This is a genomic window from Andreprevotia chitinilytica DSM 18519, from assembly GCF_000711875.1.
In the GTDB taxonomy this organism is placed as follows: Bacteria; Pseudomonadota; Gammaproteobacteria; order Burkholderiales; family Chitinibacteraceae; genus Andreprevotia; species Andreprevotia chitinilytica.
In genome coordinates this window covers 153,613-166,767 of the sequence record NZ_JONM01000006.1, presented here as the reverse complement: position 1 = coordinate 166,767, position 13,155 = coordinate 153,613, and the positions used below count along the sequence as shown (strand labels likewise).

Sequence of the window (13,155 nt, the reverse complement as noted above, 5' to 3'; positions counted from 1 at the left end):
TGCGTTTTCTCATTCAGGCCTATGACTGAAGAACTCAAGATCGCCCCGACCGCCGCCCCGACCAAAATGGAAGCGGGCACAAAACTCAAGGGCGAAGCCAAAACCGCCCGCATCCCCATCAAGGTGGTGCAACTTGAAACCCGGCTGAAAAAGCCTGACTGGATTCGCGTCCAAGCCCCCAATACCAACAGCCGCTTCTACGAAATCAAAGACATCCTGCGCACGCAAAAGCTGCATACGGTGTGCGAAGAAGCGTCCTGTCCCAATATCGGCGAGTGCTTCGGCAAGGGCACGGCCACCTTCATGATCATGGGCGACATCTGCACGCGGCGTTGCCCGTTCTGCGATGTCGGCCACGGCCGCCCGAACCCGCTCGATGTGGAAGAACCCCAGCATCTGGCCGAAACCATCGCGGCGCTCAAGCTCAATTACGTCGTCATCACCTCGGTGGATCGCGATGATCTGCGCGATGGCGGTGCACAACACTTCGTCGACTGCATCAGCAAGACCCGCAATCTGAGCCCGAACACCCAGATCGAAGTGCTGGTGCCGGACTTCCGCGGCCGTCTTGACGTCGCACTGGAACTCTTCGCCAACGGCCTGCCGGACGTGATGAACCACAACCTCGAAACCGCCCCGCGCCTCTACAAGCAAGCGCGGCCGGGTTCGGATTACCTGCACTCGCTCAAGCTGCTGAAAGACTTCAAGGCGATGTACCCGGACGTGAGAACCAAATCCGGCATCATGGTTGGCTTGGGCGAAACCGATGAAGAAGTGGTGCAAGTCATGCATGACATGCGTGCCCACGACATCGACATGATCACCATCGGCCAATACCTGCAGCCTTCCAACGGCCACCTGCCGGTGCTCCGCTACGTGCACCCGGATCAGTTCAAGGCGTGGGAAACACTGGCTTATGAACTTGGCTTCAAACATGCTGCGGTTGGCGCAATGGTTCGATCCAGTTATCACGCAGATCAACAGGCGCATCATGCAGGGATTTGATTCCCTGGCACGACAAAACGGGGCTGATTGGCCCCGTTTTTCATTGGAATGATCACCCCTGCGACTCAAACCGGCAGCGTGCCAAGCATCTCCTGGTAGTACTCGCGATCTGCCTTGGATCGCTCCGGCAAGGCTAACTGACAACCCTAGCTGACAGCTGCTGCCGACTGGCCCACACTGGCGTGTATATCCGAAATGCATATTGGAAGGACGCCGCCATGCAGCAGCAACAGCCCAAGCACCAACTATCGATGACTGTCTTGATGATGCCGGAGATGGCGAACTTCTCCGGCAATGTGCACGGCGGGCAATTGCTGAAGCTGTTGGATGAAGCGGCCTACGCCTGTGCCAGCCGTTACGCCGGCACCTATGTGGTCACGCTGTCAGTCGATCAGGTGCTGTTCAAGCAACCGATCCACGTGGGCGAGCTGGTGACGTTTCTGGCCAGCGTGAACTACACCGGCCGGACATCGATGGAAATCGGAATTCGGGTGGAGGCGGAGAACATCCGCACGCGGGAAGTGCGGCATACCAACAGCTGCTACTTCACGATGGTGGCCATGGGTGAGGACGGCAAACCCGCCGCCATTCCGCTGCTAACGCCAGACGACGATGCCAGCCGAGCGCGCTGGCAAACCGCGGAGCGCCGCCGGGCATTGCGCTTGCAACAGCAGGGCTAAAGCCAGCCGCCGCTAGCTATCACCGGTGTGGCGCGAAAACAGCGTGCGCACAGCCAGTTCGGTATGCGCCATCGCAATGATCAGCGGAGTCTGCCGCTGCCGGTTCGAGCGCTGAACATCCGCTTTGTATTCAAGCAACAGCGTCAGGATCGGGATGGTTTCGCCAGGCCGCCCGTAGAGCAACACCTGATGCAACACATTGTTGCTTTCCTCATCGACCAGGTTCGGATCGGCTCCCGCTTCCAGCAACCGGGATACCGTGCCCAACTTCACGCCTTGGGCCGCCAGCATCAGCGGCGTATAGCCGCGCTTGTTCTGGGCGTTGATATGCGCCCCATGGTTGATCAAACAATTCAGCGTATCGACGTGGCCGTTGGCCGCCGCCCAGTGGATGGCCTGATAGCCGCCCAGATCGACGCGATGGACTTCCGCAGCCAGCTCGATCAGGCGCTCAACGATCGGGGTATGCCCATAAGCCGACGCCCAGATCAGCGCGCTTTTGCCCAGCTCATCGGCCCGGTCACAGTTGATGCCGGTTTTGACCATGGCCTCGAACCGTTCCAACTCGCCCTTCTGCGCTGCCTCGATCAAGGTGATGGAGGTGAACTTCGGCCGGGCCTCGCGAAACTCCAGATGTTCCTGCTCGGTGTGGCCCCAGATGTCGGGCATGCCGTCCGGACGAATATCGCGCTGCAAATCATAAACCCGCATCAGACCGAGCAATTCGTGCGCGACCGAGGATGGAAACCCCTGACGGTCGCCGCGACTGTCGATCATCAGCTCTTCAAAATACATGTCCAGATTGCGGCTACCCCATAGGTCAATGATCTGACTGGCAATGCGCGGGTAGTGGGCCACCAGTTCCTGCGGGAAATGTTCCTGGTATGCGCCGAGACATTGTCTGAGTTGTTCTTCGATAACGAACCGATCCATGGCATCCCTCTTCGGATCACAGACTAAGGAATTGATTGTTCACGCTAGACCAGCATCCGCTAGCGGACAAGCGATGTCAGTCTTGCGATGGGGCAGGCGGTACGCCCCCCTGCCCCATCCGGTGCAAAATCTTCATCTCGCGATCGAACCAGCCCTTGATCCGCATGGCGAGCGGATGCTTGCTGCCGCTCAGCAATTGATGAATGGATGCCTCACTGAGCACGGCCCGGCCACGTTGTGTTGGCGCAAGCTCCGCTTCTTCCTGATTCGGTGGCCAGGTCAGATCGAGCAAACGATAGACGTCGACTGCATCGAACCACCAGCGCCCGCGCTCATCACGATAGGCGCGCACCGTGAATCCGCCCCAGGACAACCAGTGATCGGCATCGTCAGCCACGGCAACGCGAACCCGTGTATGGATGGCCGGGATCAATTCAAGAATGGGCTTGGCGAGCAAGATGGCCGTGAGCGCGCCTGCAAATGGCAGCAGCAAGATTTGATGCGCTTTATAGGCAGCAACCATCAAGGCAACACCAATCGCCAGCCGGATGCCAAACATGACAAGCACTTCGATCAGATCATTGCCGGAATCGGACATGGCACCTTCCCGTATGGACTTACAGCCTAGTCCAAAATGCCAACGTCAGACCTCCGCCCCCTCTACAAAGTCCGATCCAAAAACAAAACGCCACCCGAAGGTGGCGTTTTGTTGGGTACGACTGGGATACGACGGGTAGCGGACGCTTAGAAGTCCATGCCGCCCATGCCGCCCATGCCACCGCCGCCCGGCATGGCCGGCGCGTCGTCCTTCGGCAGTTCGGCAACCATCGCGTCAGTGGTCAGCAGCAGACCAGCAACGGAAGCCGCGTTCTGCAGTGCGGAACGGGTCACCTTGGCCGGATCGAGCACGCCGAGTTCAACCAGATCGCCGTATTCGCCGGTCGCAGCGTTGTAACCGAAGTTACCCTTGCCTTCGACGACACGGTTCACGACCACGCTCGGCTCGTCGCCAGCATTGGCAACGATCTGGCGCAGCGGCGCTTCGATGGCCTTCAGCACGATCTTGATGCCAGCATCTTGATCCGCGTTGGAACCCTTGATGGTGCCCATGTTGGCGCGGGCACGCAGCAGCGCAACGCCACCGCCAGCCACGATGCCTTCTTCGACGGCGGCACGGGTAGCGTGCAGCGCATCCTCAACGCGAGCCTTCTTCTCTTTCATTTCGACTTCGGTGGCAGCGCCAACCTTGATCACGGCAACACCGCCTGCCAGCTTGGCAACGCGCTCTTGCAGCTTTTCGCGGTCGTAGTCGCTGGATGCTTCTTCGATCTGCTTGCGGATCTGGCCAACGCGCGCCTTGATCGTTTCTTCCTGACCAGCACCGTCGATGATGATGGTGTTTTCTTTCGCCACTTCGATGCGCTTGGCTTGGCCCAGTTCGGCCAGGGTGGTCTTTTCCAGCGTCAGGCCGACTTCTTCAGCGATGACGGTGCCGCCAGTCAGGATCGCGATGTCTTCCAGCATGGCCTTGCGACGATCGCCAAAGCCCGGTGCCTTGACGGCAACAGTCTTCAGGATGCCACGGATGTTGTTCACCACCAGGGTAGCCAGCGCTTCGCCATCGACATCTTCAGCGATGATCAGCAGCGGACGGCCAGCCTTGGCGACTTGCTCCAGCACCGGCAGCAGGTCACGGATGTTGCTGATCTTCTTGTCGAACAGCAGCACGAACGGGTTATCCAGCAGCGCGATCTGCTTTTCCGGGTTGTTGATGAAGTACGGGGACAGGTAGCCGCGGTCGAACTGCATGCCTTCGACGACGTCGAGTTCGTCTTCCAGGCCGGTGCCGTCTTCGATGGTGATCACGCCTTCCTTGCCGACCTTGTCCATCGCTTCTGCGATCTTCTGGCCGATCACTTCATCGCTGTTGGCAGAGATGGAGCCGACTTGAGCGATTTCCTTGCTGGTGGTCGTCGGCTTGGAGATCTTCTTCAGCTCTTCAACCAGGGCGATCACGGCCTTGTCGATACCGCGCTTCAGGTCGGTCGGGTTGAAACCGGCGGCAACATACTTCAGGCCTTCGTTGACAATGCCTTGTGCCAGCACGGTGGCAGTGGTGGTGCCGTCACCGGCGATATCGGAAGTCTTGGAAGCCACTTCCTTCACCAGTTGCGCGCCCATGTTTTCGAACTTGTCTTTCAGTTCGATTTCCTTGGCAACGGAAACACCGTCCTTGGTGATGGTCGGGGCGCCGAACGAGCGCTCCAGCACCACATTACGGCCCTTCGGGCCCAGCGTTACCTTGACCGCATCGGCCAGGATGTTGACGCCAGCGACCATGCGAGCACGGGCGGAATCACCGAATTTGACTTCTTTAGCAGCCATTTCTATTTACTCCAGATTCATTGAATTCTTGGGTTGCCTGTTGAATCAGGCAGCACGGCACGCGGGACGAGAGGCAGCGATGCCGTCATCGACCCGCGATGCAAAGCGAACTTAGGCTTCGAGCACGCCGAAGATGTCTTCTTCGCGCACAACCAGCAGCTCTTCGCCGTTGACCTTCACGGATTGGCCGCTGTACTTGCCGAGGATGACCTTGTCGCCAACCTTGACCGCGAGCGGACGAACCGAGCCGTTATCCAGCAGCTTGCCGGTGCCGATGGCAACGACTTCGCCCAGATCCGGCTTTTCAGCTGCGGCGCCCGGCAGAACGATACCGGATGCGGTCTTTTCTTCAGCTTCAACACGCTTGATCACGACGCGGTCGTGCAAGGGACGAATACCCATCTTTTCAATCTCCTGTTGGAAAACCTGTGCATGTGCAGACAAGAACTCCGCGCACGATGGTGCAGCGGATTTGCTGTTAGCACTCGATGCTAACGAGTGCCAATGATAGGGACGGGAGTAGGGCTTTTCAAGGGCCGAGGTGGAAAAACATGCCGGCCACACGACATACGCAACGACTGTCGGCGCTGAGCAGGCACGGCTTGCCCTCCACCATGCAGCTCGCATATCTTTCGGCAAGATCACGCCAGACATACAGAGATACCTGAAGAATGCTGATTCTGCCACTGCCAGCCAAGCCAGACTGGCGACGCCCGCCCTGGGTCACCCTGCTGCTCATCGCCGTGTGCTGCATCATCTATTTCGGACTGCAATTCGACGATGATGCCCGCCGCGTCAGCGCGTTCGAGTTCTATCACGAGGCCGGCCTGGACAAGCTCGAACTGCCGCTCTATCTCAAATATCTTGAGAAAACCGGCCAGCATGATCTGGCCACTGAGCTGAACAAAGACTTCGCGACCACTTGGCCGCGCGCCGTGATGGCCTTACAGGCCGACCGGGATTTCCGACACCAGCTCACGGCCGGTCAGGTCATCGCGCCGGATTCGCTCACTTATGACAAATGGCATGCCGATCGCAGCCATTTCGAAGCACTCTACAAACAGATCTTCACCGAACGCTTTGCACTACGCCCCGCCGCGCCGGAACCGGTTGGCGTCTTCATGCACATGTTCATGCACGGCAGCGTCGATCACCTGCTGGGCAATATGGCCATCTTGTTCATCGTCGGTTACACGGTGGAGATGGCACTCGGGGCCGGGCTGTTTCTGGCGTTTTATCTGCTGTCGGGCCTGGGGGCTGCGATTCCCGATCTGCTCGGCACCTCGCCGCCGTATATGTTGTCACTCGGCGCGTCCGGTGCGATTGCCGGCGTGATGGCGATGTTCGTGGTGCTGTACGGCACGCGAAAAATCCGCTTCTTTTACTGGGTGCTGGTCTACTTCAGCACCATCACCGCGCCCGCCTTGCTGGTGCTGCCGATCTGGCTGCTCAAGGAAGCGCTGATGCGCACGCTGGAGCCGAAAGATCACGTCAATTACATGGCGCACTTTGCCGGCCTGCTGACCGGAGCCGCACTGGTGGCGGTCTATCGCTGGCAACGCGGCTGGCAATCGGCCGACAAGGTGGTGCAAGACGATCAAGCGCAGCGGGATGATGTGCAGCGCAAGCAGGCCGCCCAGTGGCTGTCCAAACTAGAGTTCGAACGCGCCGCACGTGCCTACGCCGCCTTGACTGATGCACGCTCCAACGATGTCGAACTGGTGGGCGATTTTTATCGGGCGGCCAAACTGCAACCCGACGCCGCTCTGCGCTTCAAAGCCGCCAGTCGCGTGATTGCGCTGACCGCCGACGGGCGCACGGCCTTGCTGCCGGACTCCGCCGATGCGTGGTTGTGGATTCTGAAACAGCGTCAGCCCATGCCCAAGCTGAGCCTGCCGCAGTGGCTACGACTGGCAGCGTGCTGGCTCGACGGCGGGCATGCGACCAGTTGCGAGCCACTGCTGCAGATGCTGGTCAAGCGGGCAGCGGATCAACCGGCGCTGCCGGCATTGCTCTACCGCACCGGGCTGGTGTTCCGCGAACAAGGAGAGACGACGCGTGCCAAGGCGTGCTGGCGGCTGTTGATCCAGCACTACCCGCGCGCGGAAGAAGTGAAGTGGGCGATGGCAGATGCGGCATTCAAGGCTTGAGGTACGGATGTTCTCCCCTCGCCCTCGCGGGCAAGGCGTTGCCTTGCCCAGCTATTAGTGGGAGAGAGTTAGGGAGAGGGTGCTTGCAACGATCGCTGTACTTGGCACGCCCCTCTCCCCCGACCCCTCTCCCATAAATGGGCGAGGGGAGAAAGCAGTCGTCAACGTAGCCCGGACGGGGAGACATTGCCACCGGAGCCACCCCGGCTGGCCAGCCGTCCGGGCTACATATTCGATTCCCGCATCCCCAAGCACCGTAAGCTCAAGACTGCGCCGTGCTCCCCAACCGATCGATCACCAGCAACAACTTCCTGGCTTCCTGACACGCCGCGTGCTGCGGATAGCGGCTGAGCAACGCCAATAACATCTTGCGGGCCTGCGCGTCATTGCGTTGCCGCTCACACAGGATTCGCGCTGCCAGCAGCATGGCGACGGCGGCATCCGGATGCCGGGGATAGCGCTGCTCGAAACCGCGAATCAACGCCACCGATAAAGCGGTCTTGTGCTGATCGTGCGCCAGTTGGGCCAGCTCCAAGGCTGTCGTGCCATCACGCGGGGCGAAATCGGCATGCCGGGCCTGCACGGTTTCGATCAGCACCAGCGCTTGTGCGAGCCGACCTGCCCCCACCAGCACATTCAGATAATCAGCGGCAGCGGATTTCAGATCCCCCGCTTCGTCCGTCGCCAGCAGCAGCTTGATATACCGATCTTGCAGCGACAGATCATAGGGATACTGGCGGATCGCCGAGCGCAACCGAAGCAAGGCGCCGCGTGTATCCCCGGCCTGCAGCAAATCACTCACCTCATCGACGACGACTTCCTGTGGCGACTTTTCCTGCGCCGGTTCCACGTGAACGAACAGCCCGAGCGGCTCGTGGTATTGGTACAGCACGTAGCCCATCAGGCGGTACATCACGATAACGAAATACATGAACACAAAACTGCCGACGAAGATGGCCACGAAACCGGTGCCCAGCAGCTTGGGCAGCCAGCTGCCCGCAAACCCGGAGCTGACGCTCAACAGCCCGATACAGGCCCATAAGCCCAGATAGGGCAAGCCGATCTGTGTGATCAGCACGAACAGGTGCAAGGGCGAGATCGATTCCAGCAGGCTATCGCTCAGCGTGAGCTGCATCAGGCTCGCCGGCCATGCCAGCAGCAGCACCAGCGAAAAGAGCTGCGCCGCCAGATGGCCGACGTACTTGGCGACCAGAAAGGTCAGCACGCCAGCCACCAGCAGCGCCACAAAATGCTTGTACGGCCGGCCTCGATGACCTGCACCGTGCTCAAAGGCAAGGACGTTATCGCCCAGGTAGCCCTGCGCGCTGCGCTCCAGCACCGAGAAAGCGAAGCGGAAAAAGCTCACCAGCAACAGCAGGAAAGCCAAACCCGCAAACAGGCCAAAGCCCATCAACCACAGCAAGGCACCGAACCCGAGCGCGAAGCACAGCAGGGGCAACAAGGCATCGAACTTGAATGGGTAGGCAAAGAAACTGGGGAAGCATTCCCAGTACGGCGTGATCGTTGGCTTGCGGTCCGATTGGCGCATTAGCGGGGTCTCAAGGTTCGTCTGTGCGCTTACTTTAGCCCATCGGTTATCTTGATGTCATATGCAAGCTTTGACCGAGGCACATCACTGTCGCGGCTGGGTCACAAAGCCCTCAGGAACCCACTATGGATTGCTCAGAAATGCTCCCCATGCACATGCAGAACGGAATTGAAACTGTCAGGAAACCCCGGTGGACGGTTGATTTCCCACCGGGGACGTGGACGTAGTACGAGATTGCGTTTGTGGTGGCAGAAGTTCGCGCACCAAGGAAAACGCCCCGCATTGCGGGGCGTTTTTGCAGCGAGGCTTGCCGGTAACCAGACCGGGTTACTTGGTGGCGGCTTTTGCCTTCGCGTGCTTGTAGTGACGATGATGCTTGTGATGCTTGGCCTGCGCCTTTTGCGTCACCGGGGCCGAAGCCTTCTTGCCAGCTTTACGCGCCACAGCGGAGGCGTGCGGTTTCTTGACCGAATGCTTTTGCACTTTGACCGGCATTGGCTTGGAAGCCGTTGTCGCGGTCGCGGCAGGGGCCGAAGCGGTTGCTGCCGGGGTTGCAGCCAAGCCGAGTGCGGCGGTAGCTGCGAAGACGGTAGCGATCAGCATGGATGCAACTTTCATGGTGTTTCTCCTGGGCTTCGCTCGGTAGTGAGCGTGTAAGTCCAGTATGTGCTCGCCCTCTTCCCGCTACTGTGCGTGCTTGGTAGCCGAGTGTAACCACTCGTTGGGGCGGACAACCGCATTACTGTTGACGCGTTACGCCGATCCTCGGCCGCAGGAAATCAATCAGCACCCGTACCTTGGCCGGCAGGTAGCGCGCAACCGGATACACCGCGTAAATCCCGCCCTGCGGCAATTGCCACGCCGGCAACACCTGTACCAGCTGGCCGGCTTCCAACGCATCCGCCGCCATGAAATCCGGCAGCACCGAGAACCCCACGCCGGAAAGCACCATCTGCCGCACCACGCTGGCGCTGTTGGCCCGCAGCACCGGCCGCATCCGCACTGTGACCAGCTCGCCCGCCGCATCAGTAAACCGCCAGTTCAGTGCTGAATTGAGCTGGGTCAGCACCACCCACGGCTGCGCAGCCAGCTCGACCGGCTCGGTCACCTCACCCGCTTTCGCCAACAAGGACGGCGCAGCAACCACCATCTGCGCAAAATCGCCCAGCTTGACCGCATGCAGACTGGAATCCTTGAGGCTACCGACCATGCGGATCGCCAAATCCAACCCTTCGCCGACCAGATCCAGCACGGCATCACTCACCACCAGCTCGATTTCCAGCGCCGGATGCAGCAGTGCGAATTCAGCCAGCAAGGCGCTGAGTGCATTGCCGGCATAGTCCGCCGGCGCGGTCAGCCGTAACCGCCCCTCCAACCGCCCCCGCTGCTCACCGACATTCGCCACCGCTTGCGATAGCGCAGCCAGCAGTGGGGAGCATTCCTGATACAGCGCCTCGCCCGCCTCGGTCGGCAACACCCGCCGCGTGCTGCGCGTGAACAAGGCAATGCCCAGCTCCGCTTCAAGCTTGGCGACCTGCTGGCTGACGAGGGATTTGGCAACGCCACGGCGGTCGGCTGCGGCGGAGAACCCGCCAGCTTCAAAGACAGCGATGAAGAGTTCGAGGCGGTTGAGGTCGGGGACGGGCATTTAACTACCTAGCTTATAAACGCAAGCGTCACAAAATAACTCGCTATCACAACGGGCAGTACGGTGACGAATATGACGGCTATTTGGGAGACCCTGCCGAGTCCAGCATATGCATGCCATTCAAAAATGGCGGTGTAAAGCATCACGTATGCACACGCGAGTGTAAAAAGCCGAGGCCACCAATGCATGGTGGAAGCGCCGCTCATCACCGCGCAAATCGCCCACATAATGCAGGCGAATACCAGCCTGAATCCCCAGTTGTTCATGCATCTTCCTTCGAAATTAACTGCCCGCTCATTTAGCAGCGCAATCCGGGCTATCCGATCAATATCCCTCACCGCCCTGTAACACGACTTCCGCGATCTTCCGGTATCATCCCCCTATCTTCGTAACCGGATGTACATCCCCCAATGGACGACCCCTCGCAGACGCAGCCCAAAGCAAGCTGGCTGGAACGTCTGACCCACTTTTTGCTGCGTGAACCCGAAGACCGCGGCGAACTCGTAGAAATTCTCCACTCCGCCTTCGAGCGGCATCTGCTGGATGCGGATGCGCTTGCCATGATCGAAGGCGTGCTCAATGTCGGCGACATGCAGGTGCGCGATGTGATGGTGCCACGCAGCCAGATGGACGTGATCGACATCAGTACCCCGCCGCATGATTTCATTCCCTTCGTGATGAAAACGGCGCACTCCCGCTTCCCGGTCATCGATGGCAACAAAGACGACGTAGTCGGCATCCTGCTCGCCAAAGACCTGCTGCGCTATTACGCCGAAGGCGAAGACAACTTCAACGTGCGCGAAATGCTGCGCCCGGCAGTCTACATTCCCGAATCCAAGCGCCTGAATGTGCTGCTCAAGGATTTCCGCAACAACCGCAACCACATGGCCATCGTGGTGGATGAATACGGCGGCGTGGCCGGCCTGATCACCATCGAAGACGTGATGGAGCAGATCGTCGGCGATATCGAAGACGAATACGACTACGACGAAACCGAAGACAACATCATCGTCGACCGCCGTGGTCACTGGCGCGTGAAGGGCGTGACGGAAATCGAAGACCTCAACGAAGCGCTCGGCACGAATTTCTCCGATGAGGAATTCGACACCGTCGCCGGCCTCGTCACCAGCCGTTTCGGCCACGTGCCCAAACGCGGCGAACGGACCGCCTTCGACGGCTACACCTTCCAGATCGTCCGCGCCGACAGCCGTCGCGTGCATTCGGTACTGGTCGAGAAGGTGCAGGAAGAGGAAGAGGTTTGATCCGGCGCCTCGCCTCAACCGTGTTACTGGCCGCCTGCGGGGCGGCCAGCGTCTTTTCATTCGCCCCCCTCAATCTCGCGCCGCTGCTGCTGGTTTCCCTCGCGGCACTATTCATCGCCATTGCCAAGGCACCGACCGCCAAATCCGCCTTTGTGCGTGCTTGGGTCTGGGGGCTGGGTTATTTCACTGCCAACGTGCACTGGATTTTCATCAGCCTGTACACCTACGGCGGCATGCCGGCGTGGATGGCGGCAGGATGCGTGCTGCTGTTCGCGGCTTATCTGGCGTTGTTTCCGGCACTGGCAGGCGGTCTGGCGGTGCGGCTGCGAGCCGGTGGCGCGCAAATCCCGGCCAGCCCCAGCAGCATCTGGTTCGCCGTCACCTTGCCCAGCCTGTTCATCGCCGCCGAATGGCTGCGCGGCTGGCTGTTTACCGGTTTTCCGTGGTCGGCCATTGGCAATAACCAGGTCTCGACGCTGGCCGGTTTCTTCCCGCTGATCGGCGTGTATGGCGTCGGCTGGTTGCTGGCGCTGGCGACGGCGCAATGGCTGGTGCATTGGCGGCGGGGCTTGATCGCAACAGTGGCGTTGCTCGCGGTGAGCTTTGGCTTGGCGCAAATCCAGTGGACGAAGCCAATCGGGGCACCGCTCGCAGTCAGCATTGGCCAGAGCGCGATTCGCCAGAGCGAGAAATGGGATGCCGCCTACTACTCCGCCTCACTGTCGGCCAATGCCATCCTGGTCAGCGAGGCCAAGGGCAAGCTGATCCTGCTGCCGGAAACGGTGATTCCCTCTTTCCTCGCCGATACGCCACCGGCGTATATCGAGCGCTTGCAGCAGACGGCTCGCAGCAAGAACGCCGATTTGCTGCTCGGATTCGCCATCGAGGGCGAACGGTCCGGCGAGTATTACAACAGCGTGATCAATATCGCCCGGCCGGACGTGCGCTACGCCAAGTCGCACCTCGTTCCGTTCGGCGAATTCGTGCCGCTGCCGTGGCTGTTCGGCTGGATGTACCACTATCTGAACATGCCGATGTCCGGCTTTACCTCGGGCGGGTCAAGCCAACCACCGCTGATGGCCGGCAACGTGCCGGTGGCAGCCAACATCTGCTACGAAGATGCGTTCGGCGACGAGCTGCGCCGCAATACCTCAAACGCAACGCTGATGGCGAATTTCTCCAACATGGCGTGGTTCGACGGCTCATGGGCGGCCGAGCAACACGGCCAGATGAGTGCGGCACGGGCACTGGAAAACGGCCGCTGGATGCTGCGCGCCACCAATACCGGCCTCACCGCCGTGATCGATCCACAGGGCCGGCGCGTTGCCGCATTGCCGGAACGCATGCGCGGCGTGCTGGAAGCGCAAGTGCAGCCGATGACCGGCTTGACGCCGTATATGCGCTGGGGCGACTGGGCCATCGGCCTGGTGTTGCTCGTTGCGATTGGCACTTGCGTCATTCGTCGCCTGCTGGACTCTCGCCGACCGTAAGCCACGGCTGAAATCACGCCAAACACGGGCTAGGCTGAAACAGGATTGTTCCT

The 13,155-nt window shown here is 60.1% G+C and carries 12 protein-coding genes; 5 read left to right on the top strand and 7 right to left on the bottom strand.

Annotated elements, in window-relative coordinates:
• Positions 1-21: 21 nt before the first annotated feature.
• A complete protein-coding gene (lipA, locus tag BR41_RS10125; protein WP_051710643.1) occupies positions 22-1,005 on the top strand; it encodes a lipoyl synthase in 984 nt (327 codons plus the stop codon).
• 218 nt (positions 1,006-1,223) lie between these two features.
• Complete coding sequence (locus tag BR41_RS10120) at positions 1,224-1,685, top strand: acyl-CoA thioesterase (protein WP_035055847.1); 462 nt, start codon at positions 1,224-1,226, stop codon at positions 1,683-1,685.
• Positions 1,686-1,697: 12 nt separating this feature from the next.
• Here the strand turns inward: BR41_RS10120 and BR41_RS22885 are convergent, their stop codons facing one another.
• From BR41_RS22885 to BR41_RS10100, 4 genes are all read right to left on the bottom strand, one after another.
• Positions 1,698-2,618, bottom strand: a complete 921-nt coding sequence (locus BR41_RS22885) for an ankyrin repeat domain-containing protein (RefSeq protein WP_051710642.1) — start codon at positions 2,616-2,618, stop codon at positions 1,698-1,700.
• A 76-nt stretch (positions 2,619-2,694) separates the two neighbouring features.
• The gene (locus tag BR41_RS10110; protein ID WP_035055846.1) at positions 2,695-3,216 is read right to left on the bottom strand and encodes a BRO-N domain-containing protein; all 522 of its coding nucleotides are present in this window, start codon (positions 3,214-3,216) and stop codon (positions 2,695-2,697) included.
• Between the two features lie 146 nt (positions 3,217-3,362).
• A complete protein-coding gene (gene groL, locus BR41_RS10105) occupies positions 3,363-5,003 on the bottom strand; it encodes a chaperonin GroEL (protein ID WP_035055845.1) in 1,641 nt (546 codons plus the stop codon).
• A gap of 111 nt (positions 5,004-5,114) precedes the next feature.
• Positions 5,115-5,405: a co-chaperone GroES gene (locus BR41_RS10100; RefSeq protein ID WP_035055844.1), complete on the bottom strand. Its 291-nt coding sequence runs from the start codon at positions 5,403-5,405 to the stop codon at positions 5,115-5,117.
• A gap of 269 nt (positions 5,406-5,674) precedes the next feature.
• Here BR41_RS10100 and BR41_RS22880 point away from each other — a divergent pair, with 269 nt between their 5' ends.
• Positions 5,675-7,153 carry a rhomboid family intramembrane serine protease gene (locus BR41_RS22880; RefSeq protein WP_051710640.1) on the top strand — a complete coding sequence of 493 codons (1,479 nt, stop codon included), beginning with the start codon at positions 5,675-5,677 and terminating at the stop codon, positions 7,151-7,153.
• Positions 7,154-7,415: 262 nt separating this feature from the next.
• Here BR41_RS22880 and BR41_RS10090 read toward each other — a convergent pair whose 3' ends face one another.
• The 3 genes from BR41_RS10090 to BR41_RS10080 form a co-directional block, all read right to left on the bottom strand.
• Entirely contained in the window at positions 7,416-8,702 is a 1,287-nt protein-coding gene (locus BR41_RS10090; RefSeq protein WP_035055843.1) for a tetratricopeptide repeat protein, read from the bottom strand.
• A 327-nt stretch (positions 8,703-9,029) separates the two neighbouring features.
• Positions 9,030-9,320 carry a hypothetical protein gene (locus tag BR41_RS10085; RefSeq protein WP_035055842.1) on the bottom strand — a complete coding sequence of 97 codons (291 nt, stop codon included), beginning with the start codon at positions 9,318-9,320 and terminating at the stop codon, positions 9,030-9,032.
• A 121-nt stretch (positions 9,321-9,441) separates the two neighbouring features.
• On the bottom strand, positions 9,442-10,350 hold the full coding sequence (locus BR41_RS10080) for a LysR family transcriptional regulator (RefSeq protein ID WP_035055841.1): 909 nt from the start codon (positions 10,348-10,350) through the stop codon (positions 9,442-9,444).
• 410 nt (positions 10,351-10,760) lie between these two features.
• On the opposite strand from BR41_RS10080, the gene BR41_RS10070 reads away from it, so the two are divergent.
• Entirely contained in the window at positions 10,761-11,612 is an 852-nt protein-coding gene (locus tag BR41_RS10070) for a CorC family transporter (protein WP_035055839.1), read from the top strand.
• A complete protein-coding gene (lnt, locus tag BR41_RS10065) occupies positions 11,609-13,102 on the top strand; it encodes an apolipoprotein N-acyltransferase (protein WP_051710638.1) in 1,494 nt (497 codons plus the stop codon). The genes BR41_RS10070 and lnt overlap by 4 nt, the downstream gene beginning before the upstream one ends.
• Positions 13,103-13,155: the final 53 nt, after the last annotated feature.

Coding starts and splice junctions, on each gene's coding strand:
- lipA (WP_051710643.1), top strand. CDS start 22: ATGACTGAAGAACTCAAGATCGCCCCGACCGCCGCCCCGACCAAAATG.
- BR41_RS10120 (WP_035055847.1), top strand. CDS start 1,224: ATGCAGCAGCAACAGCCCAAGCACCAACTATCGATGACTGTCTTGATG.
- BR41_RS22885 (WP_051710642.1), bottom strand. CDS start 2,618: ATGGATCGGTTCGTTATCGAAGAACAACTCAGACAATGTCTCGGCGCA.
- BR41_RS10110 (WP_035055846.1), bottom strand. CDS start 3,216: ATGTCCGATTCCGGCAATGATCTGATCGAAGTGCTTGTCATGTTTGGC.
- groL (WP_035055845.1), bottom strand. CDS start 5,003: ATGGCTGCTAAAGAAGTCAAATTCGGTGATTCCGCCCGTGCTCGCATG.
- BR41_RS10100 (WP_035055844.1), bottom strand. CDS start 5,405: ATGGGTATTCGTCCCTTGCACGACCGCGTCGTGATCAAGCGTGTTGAA.
- BR41_RS22880 (WP_051710640.1), top strand. CDS start 5,675: ATGCTGATTCTGCCACTGCCAGCCAAGCCAGACTGGCGACGCCCGCCC.
- BR41_RS10090 (WP_035055843.1), bottom strand. CDS start 8,702: ATGCGCCAATCGGACCGCAAGCCAACGATCACGCCGTACTGGGAATGC.
- BR41_RS10085 (WP_035055842.1), bottom strand. CDS start 9,320: ATGAAAGTTGCATCCATGCTGATCGCTACCGTCTTCGCAGCTACCGCC.
- BR41_RS10080 (WP_035055841.1), bottom strand. CDS start 10,350: ATGCCCGTCCCCGACCTCAACCGCCTCGAACTCTTCATCGCTGTCTTT.
- BR41_RS10070 (WP_035055839.1), top strand. CDS start 10,761: ATGGACGACCCCTCGCAGACGCAGCCCAAAGCAAGCTGGCTGGAACGT.